We start from the raw sequence: 7,814 nt of genomic DNA on the forward strand, positions 1-7,814 counted from the left end.
TCGCGTGGGTGCAAAATGAGCTCAACGAAACACCCCGACAAATCCTCGGCGGCGCAACCCCACGTGAAATACTTAACGAACTATTCAAGCGTGGCGCATCCACCGCTTGATTCCGCCGATGCGTTCCACATGTGGGGTATGACCGCGCAACAAATCCCGTATAACCGTGTGCGCGTGCTCCGGAGATTTCACGTCCAGGTTTTTAATGCTCACCTGGGGTACTCGCCAAATCTCTTCTTCCTTTAAGGCTTCTACCGTGATGGTTGTGTTTTCCGCGCTGCCTTTGGGGTGGTTAAGAGCGCGTTGCGCCAGGGCCGCACACGTCGCAGCCACGTCATTGGCGCTTACGATATCCTCCGCACCGGAGATGTGCTGGCCCGCTGTGTTTGCGCGCATACGCACAGAGTAGTAGTCCATGTGCAGATAGTACCGAAGAGTTGAACACCGTTCAGGAGATTTGTGAGTCTACTTCTTCAGCGCAGCAGGCACACCCTGCTCGACATCAAGCGCCGTCAGGTTAAGAAGATAAATACTTGGAGTGCCCCCTACCGCGTTCCGTTCGAGTAGAGAAAATCCAGACCAGTTGATGGCACCGGTACTGGGGACCACCCCGCGCTCCCGTAGCGAGCAACAGCGGATTAGGCGGCCGAGAGAAAGCCGCCCCCATTGTTCAGATGACCTGTCTGTCGGTTTCTACGCTAAAAGCCTGCGACCCGAACGCTTATTGTTAAAACACGGGTTTTGACAATAAGGCTGCCGCCAAAGACTCCTAATTTTCAAAATCGGAGATGCGACGAAGCCACTAAGAAAAATGCCGAACGCGGTCGGTGGGAGCTTGCAGGGTCAAATTCACACCATGCGCTCGAGTTTGAACCACCGGCCGCAAAGCTCGGCGGAAACACGAATGCCCTAAGCCACATGAGAGATCGGGCGCTATGACTCGATTACCAGGTTCGCGGCTTCACACCGCTACACCGGCGTGTACTTATTGCTCCGCCTAATCACAAGGAGATTCCCCTTGGAACAACATCCGTATAAGTTGGTTGTCCCCTAAAGGAGTAGTCCCCCATACTGAAGGAAATACAGCCTGATCTTGGAAATGTTTAACGGGCTTCGGCCTCTGGTTAAGTTGCCAGGCCTATTCTTCCTTTTCCCTTTTTCTAGCTTGTCTGCGCTCGCGTCTACGAGCACGCTTTGCCTTGCGGATGTCGACGACCCACTTCGGAACAAAAGGCCACGGAAGCGGAATCCCGACCGCTCCCGTCATTCCAATGAGCCCGATGCCGAGAGCTGCCATTCCCGCAAACATCAGCACGGTTGTGACAAATTCGGGAGGGTTCATCCCCTGTGTCAACCCTATTACACCCAAAGCGCCAAAAATTAGCGAACCGTAAGGATAGACGAAAAGGACGCCATCACTTGCCGCACCTTCCACATCGCCTGAGTCGTACCACTCTTCCGATCTGGGTTCCCTCCGCTCACACCTGATGTAGTACGTCCAGTAGAGCACCATAACTAGCACTGCCCCGGCGCAAAAGAGAAAATAGCCAGTATCCCCGTCCATTGAATAGACCTCCCGTGGCTGCCGGTTGCGGTATGCAAAATGCTACCAGTGTCTGCTGGGGTAAGGCATCAGGCGAAAGCGAAATATGGATGCGCACAAGCACCCGGACCAAGGACATTTAATAAGACTAGGAATTCATGATGCTTGTAGTCTTGTGACCTTTTGTCCTCTTTCCTTTAGCGTCTCCGCCTTCCACAGCATTCACGCCACGCGGACGCACCTGAAGCGTCCTGGGTTTAGTTCCTACCTCAGGTAAGGAAGGATTAGGCACTATGCCCAGAAAGTATTCCGTCGAGTTTAAGGAGAAGGCGGTCCATCAGATCATCGAAATGGTCCGCTTGAAGTCCTGCTCACTACAGCGCGCCTACGAACAGGTCGGCGAGCTCCTCGGCGTATCACGCCACACATTGCGGGCGTGGTACCGCGACAGCGCCTGTACACGAGACGGACGCAAAGCGCCGGATCACGAAACAATGGAAGAAGAACTCAAGCGTCTGCGCCGAGAGAACCGGGAGCTGAAACGAGCAAATGGGATTCTCAAGACTGCTTCAGCCTTTTTCGCGGCGGAACTCGACCGCCCCACGACCAAATGAGCTCCTATATCGACGCGTATAAAGATCAGTTTGGGGTCGAGGCCATCTGCCGTGTCCTTCGACAAGCAGATCGTGGATTCATCACCTCACGCGGCTACCGGAAAGCCACCACACGTGTTCCCAGCGCAAGGGCGTTAAGCGATAGCCTGCTCATCCCAGAGATTCGACGTGTACACGCGGAGAATTTTTCGGTCTACGGTTTCCGAAAAATGTGGCACGCTATGAACCGCGAAGGCTTTCATATTGGCTGCGATAAGACTGCCCGGTTGATGAAGCTCGCAGGTGTTTCCGGCCGCAGACGTGGACGACACCCGGTAACAACGGTAAGCCCAAAGTCGCCCGATTGTCGCCCGGACCTGGTGCAGCGAAACTTTCGTGCGCAGGCACCAGGCAGGCTTTGGGTTGCCGACATTACCTACGTTCGCACTTCGTCGGGGTTCGCCTACACCGCATTTGTAGTTGATGTCTTCAGTCGGAAAATTGTTGGTGTTGCCACGCGCTCTGCACTGCGCACTGATGCGCTGCCGATAGAGGCTTTAGAGCACGCTTTAACCACTGCTGGAAGAATCCATGACAACCAGTTGATTCACCATAGTGATCGGGGCAGCCAGTACGTGTCGTTGAAGTATTCTACGGCTTTATCTGAGTCCGGAATTCGCCCGAGTGTGGGAACAGTCGGCGACTCCTATGACAACGCATTGGCGGAGACAGTCAACGGACTCTACAAAACTGAACTCATCTACCCCCAAGGCCCGTGGACGTCAGTGGGAGAAGTTGAGTTGGCGACCTTGCGGTGGGTGCATTGGTGGAACACCAAGCGCCTTCACGAAGCATTGGACTACGCCACCCCACAAGAGGTATGAAGCCGAGTACTATCTCACGCAGCCCGTCAACACGGGGCCGTAAAAGAAGCGGAACTAAACCCAGGACGCTTCATCAGCTTCTCGCTGACCTCGTTGCCCCTCAACGGGTCATAATTCTTCTTAGGGGACACCGTAGTCATTATCGGTGAAACTCCTTTCAAATCAGAGCCTCCTCCACTCCACTGGTACTGCCCAATGTAAATTGGACGAATTAGATCAATCCTCGATTTTACGGCGCAGAATTGGCCAAATAGCATCGGCTACTTCCTTGCCAAACGTCCTATGCCCTAAATCGTTAAAGTGGACATGGTCATAGAAAAACCGCTCATTATTCTCCCGTGGCATGCTCTGGTAATTCCAGAAAAAATCCACCCTACCTTTGGCCGCAGCTTTTCTTGCATCTTCCTTCACCGCATCATATCGATGTAAGCTCGCATCGTATTCTTGCCGGCTCGAATATCTCTTTTGCAAAAACTTACTTTTCGACCACTCGCCGCACCTTACAGGCGCAGACAGAACGGCTCCTGGAATGTCGTAAGCCGACATAGTCTCAAAAATGACTCTCCACAGAAGGTCTCGGTCGCGGCCAATTTCCGGATACGCAAATGCACCCGTCTTACGAACACCTGGGGTTAACGGATCAACGAAGCGATGACTTGACCAATAGGTTGCAGTATCCAGTTCCAGCTTCGCGTCCGCTCCGGGTGCAATTACAAACAGCCCTGCTAAGCTGCCGGAGTAAGGTGGTATCGTCGCCAAAAGACTTAAGGCAAGGTGTAAAAGAGTCGCACCTGATTTACCACCGTTCAGCACCCGAAATGATCCGGGCGCGCGGACCTCCAACTCATCCTCAACGACATCGGGCCAGCGTTGTCCCTCGGGTGCGTATAGAGACTCCACTACGCTGTCTCCGAGGAAGACAATTGGCCTTCTACTGTCAAGACCGGATGGCCCCGATAAGATGAAACCTGCCGCATCAGTGGTGACTGGCGTCGCTCCTGGGAGAAGTGATCCGTCACCATGCCGGGTGTACGTTTCGGGAATTGTTACCCGCCTACGCATTTCACCCGGCCACCTTTTTAACCTAATATTTCGCGGAACACCCTTGTTTGGGTTGACAGTAGGATCTATGTCCTCTAGGCGCACTCTCCTCTCCCGTTGGGCGTTAGGGGTAGCGCAAGGCACTTTATTGCGTACAGGCGTTCGATCCCCACGATTCTGAGAGTTTTGGAAGCCAGCCTGCCTTATTGCCTCCTCAGCCCCAACGCCAGGGTCTCTTAGAGCAGACAGAATACTCAGCAATTTGTCACGAGGTATTGGGACTTCGCCGTCGCCGTCAAAATCCAACCGCTCTGCCAAGTCCAGGTCATTGCCACGCTGTTTTACAAACACAGAGTGGTTAGTTTCAAGGCACTTCGCGTCACCGCTATTTTGATACATAACCGGATAAAAAGGCGCGTTCAGGTCGATAGTTTCCCAGAGATTCTTCGCATAGCTGTCCCTGACCCTGAGGTAAGGAGTTCTACCCTTGACCTTGTGCGCACGATTTACGTACTCAGCTAGTTCCAGATGCGGCTTGTCGGAAAACCCTAAACGCGCATTTATCGTCAAAGCGATTGCCCCAGAAAAATGCTGACCGAAATTCATTGCAGCATATCCGCCATCAGACTCACCGTAGAAGATAGTTCGATCTCCTTCAAGGTAATCGACGCTACGCCTAAGAACAGGTAAAAGAGACCGCTTCAGTGGACCGGTAACTCGATTCCCTAAGTACCATCCCACTCGTAGTTCTCGGTCGACCACCACGGTCGGATCCGAAATTGCAATCAAATTGACGCCTGCCAATTCCGATAGTTCCAGACCTAAAAAGCTAGGATACGTGCTCCTCCCAGGCACAGAGCCCTGGAAAGCGACGAGCGTGGTTTCAGATTTGCGGTCAACCAACATCAAATCTAGAGTTGTGGCGTTTAGCTGAATTGTGTGGAAACCGTCATGGTCCAGTTCCCTACAAAACTCCTCGGGATCTGAGTACTGAATTCCCGGTGACCAACGCTTGATATCTCTGATTCGCACAGCATTCATTTTAGCTTTGCGACAATTGACATACCCCCATCGCCCGTACAACAGTCTTAGAATAGCGCCTAGTCTCTATCTCGAATGTCTTAAATCAGAGGCGATAGTTGCCAATTTCCCCCAAGGCCCGTGGACGTCAGTGGGAGAAGTTGAGTTGGCGACTTTGTGGTGGGTGCATTGGTGGAACACCGAGCGCCTTCACGAAGCATTGGACTACGCCACTCCGCAGGAAGTGGAAATCGAGTACTCTCTGACCCAGCCCGTCAGTACGGGGTAGTAAAAGAACCGGAACTAACCCTAGGACGCTTCAATATGGCCTTTAAAAAGGTGCTGTAGCATTTTCCCCATGAGGAAACGAGACACATCCAAGTGGGGGGTCGGCAAACTGTACCCATCTCCTACTTTTTGGTCGAGAAATGAGGCAACTGACGGCCTACATACCATCCAAATTGGAAATCAACTCCTAGATCTCCTAATCAGAGATCGCGGTTCGAGCACCACAGTGGTTACATTCCAACATCGAGTATCCGTCCGAACATCTTTTCCTACGCTTGTAGGCGAAAAGTTTACAGGCGAGGCGGGAGTTAACCTGATTGCAGTAGCAGATCCAAGTGTCAGCTTGGATCATGAGGTTTCTCTTGGTTGGTACCTAGGCAACCGAGCCCTCGGACACCTTAAGCCAATCCTCCACCCCATTTTGAGCGAGGCAATCGAAGCGGTTCATCCCAAGCGCTTAATTTTCTTTGGCAATTCCGGGGGCGGGTACGCAGCCATGAATTATGCCGCTGATTTTCCAAACTCTATCGCCTTAACCGTGAATCCCCGCCTCAATCTGAGCCAAGGCCAAGATCAAGACTGGGCGACTTACATGACTAAATGTCATGGAGCTGTCGGAAGAACTCCATACCAGAGAATCAGCTCCGAGTATGGTATAAATCTCGCCGACGTAATACCAAGTTCGGCCCAATTCTATGCAGCTATGTACCACAATACTGGAGACTCTGAATTTCTCGAGAAAAACCATGCGCCGTTTGTAAAATCTCGTACTAGCGACCTTAATATAGCTGAGCGTCTCGATTTCGATGGTAACGGGCATGTGCCAATACCTAGAGACAAACTTATTGAAATCGTCCGAAAGCTTGCAAACCCTTCAGTACCTCAGCCAGAAGCCATGAAGGCGGCTGGGTTTATACGCCCCTATTAGTTTCACTTCCCACGTTAAAGGCTAAAACACACCTGCAGGGCGACCGTAGGTTCTAAACAAGGTGCGTGCGCGTTTTTCGACTCACCGCTGACAGCAATTCACTTTTAATGCCCTCAAAACCCACTTGATTCGATGCGCACACACTTAATCTCTATTCCCACATTCAATTTCCAATACGCTTTTCGAGTCATACAAGAAGAAAGAATGAAACAGTTAATAGAAAAAATCAGAATAGCTGCATCGATCAGACTGACGTCACGAGAGCCTAAGCAAAGAGCGCAGATAGTCTGCAGATAGTCTGCAGATAGTCTTACGTATAATCTTTCTCAGCGGAATTCTACGCGGACTAGACGAATAGAGGACAAAATGAGTTCAACTACACACGTGGCCTTTTTAGGCCTTGGATATATTGGCCTGCCAACAGCAGTCGTCATGGCAAATGCGGGCCTAAAGGTTACAGGCGTAGATGTGAACGCCCCTAATGTAGAAAAAATTAACCGTGGCGAAGTCACCATAATCGAACCAGGCTTGGAAGAAGAATTGCGGAATGCGCTCTCAACTGGAAATTTCAAAGCCACCACGGAGCAAGTACATGCCGATGCCTACATCGTGGCAGTACCAACCCCTTTCACAAAGGGGCATGATATTGATATGAAATTCATCTACTCGGCCGCGGAAGCAATAGCTCCGCAACTTGAGGGAAATGAATTGATCGTATTGGAATCGACTTCCCCTCCTCTGACCACCCAAAAGATGGCGTCTAGAATTCTCGAGCTTCGCCCAGACTTACGGGCCGACAAAGAGGGTGTCGCCGCTAACGAGAAAACTCTCTACTTTGCACACTGCCCCGAACGAATTCTTCCCGGTCAAGCTATAGAGGAGCTAAAGTCGAATGACCGGATTATTGGTGGGCAATCTAAAGAAGCTACACGCCGTGCGACCGAAATCTATGCGAGCTTCTGTAGAGGTCAGCTGCTAGCCACGGATGACGTAACTGCTGAGATGGCTAAGCTCACCGAGAATTCATTCAGAGACGTCAATATCGCATTTGCCAATGAGCTATCCGTAATTTCCGACCGCCTCGGCATTAACGTATGGGAGTTAATTAACCTCGCCAACCACCACCCACGAGTTAACATTCTTCAACCGGGCCCCGGCGTTGGCGGACATTGCATTGCAGTAGATCCTTGGTTTATCGTTTCCGCCGCACCAGAAGAATCACAGCTCATCCACACCGCCAGGAACGTCAATGATGGGAAGCCTAAATGGGTTCTCGGGAAAGTGATGGAGGCTGCCCAAAAATCCGCCAATAATGTTATTGCAGTTCTTGGACTTGCCTTCAAGGCTAATATCGACGATCTACGAGAATCTCCGTCGGTGGATATCGCCACAGCGATGGCGGAATCAAGCGGTGGATGCGCCACGCTTGAATAGTTCGTTAAGTATTTCACGTGGGGTTGCGCCGCCGAGGATTTGTCGGGGTGTTTCGTTGAGCTCATTTTGCACCCACGCGACAT

The 7,814-nt window shown here is 51.6% G+C and carries 5 protein-coding genes and 2 pseudogenes; 4 read left to right on the top strand and 3 right to left on the bottom strand.

All coding sequences use genetic code 11. From position 1 onward, the window contains the following. Nucleotides 1-84: 84 nt before the first annotated feature. Together MHK04_RS11955 and MHK04_RS11960 are read right to left on the bottom strand one after the other, a co-directional pair. Nucleotides 85-417, bottom strand: a complete 333-nt coding sequence (locus MHK04_RS11955; RefSeq protein WP_239208992.1) for a 6-carboxyhexanoate--CoA ligase — start codon at nucleotides 415-417, stop codon at nucleotides 85-87. A 721-nt stretch (nucleotides 418-1,138) separates the two neighbouring features. Beyond that, complete coding sequence (locus MHK04_RS11960; protein WP_239208990.1) at nucleotides 1,139-1,564, bottom strand: hypothetical protein; 426 nt, start codon at nucleotides 1,562-1,564, stop codon at nucleotides 1,139-1,141. 272 nt (nucleotides 1,565-1,836) lie between these two features. Here MHK04_RS11960 and MHK04_RS11965 point away from each other — a divergent pair. Continuing rightward, nucleotides 1,837-3,063: pseudogene (locus tag MHK04_RS11965) on the top strand (IS3 family transposase). Nucleotides 3,064-3,236: 173 nt separating this feature from the next. Here MHK04_RS11965 and MHK04_RS11970 read toward each other — a convergent pair. Further along, entirely contained in the window at nucleotides 3,237-5,093 is a 1,857-nt protein-coding gene (locus MHK04_RS11970) for an SGNH/GDSL hydrolase family protein (protein WP_239208988.1), read from the bottom strand. Between the two features lie 118 nt (nucleotides 5,094-5,211). Between MHK04_RS11970 and MHK04_RS11975 the strand changes: the two are divergent. From MHK04_RS11975 to wecC, 3 genes and pseudogenes are all read left to right on the top strand, one after another. Further along, nucleotides 5,212-5,370, top strand: a pseudogene (locus MHK04_RS11975) (integrase core domain-containing protein); the annotation flags it as partial. Nucleotides 5,371-5,790: 420 nt separating this feature from the next. Continuing rightward, complete coding sequence (locus MHK04_RS11980; protein WP_239208986.1) at nucleotides 5,791-6,297, top strand: hypothetical protein; 507 nt, start codon at nucleotides 5,791-5,793, stop codon at nucleotides 6,295-6,297. A 366-nt stretch (nucleotides 6,298-6,663) separates the two neighbouring features. After that, entirely contained in the window at nucleotides 6,664-7,731 is a 1,068-nt protein-coding gene (wecC, locus tag MHK04_RS11985; RefSeq protein WP_275434474.1) for a UDP-N-acetyl-D-mannosamine dehydrogenase, read from the top strand. Nucleotides 7,732-7,814 lie beyond the last annotated feature (83 nt).

The sequence above is a fragment of the Corynebacterium nasorum genome (assembly GCF_022345765.1).
GTDB lineage: Bacteria > Actinomycetota > Actinomycetes > Mycobacteriales > Mycobacteriaceae > Corynebacterium > Corynebacterium kefirresidentii.

Coding starts and splice junctions, on each gene's coding strand:
- MHK04_RS11955 (WP_239208992.1), bottom strand. CDS start 417: ATGGACTACTACTCTGTGCGTATGCGCGCAAACACAGCGGGCCAGCAC.
- MHK04_RS11960 (WP_239208990.1), bottom strand. CDS start 1,564: ATGGACGGGGATACTGGCTATTTTCTCTTTTGCGCCGGGGCAGTGCTA.
- wecC (WP_275434474.1), top strand. CDS start 6,664: ATGAGTTCAACTACACACGTGGCCTTTTTAGGCCTTGGATATATTGGC.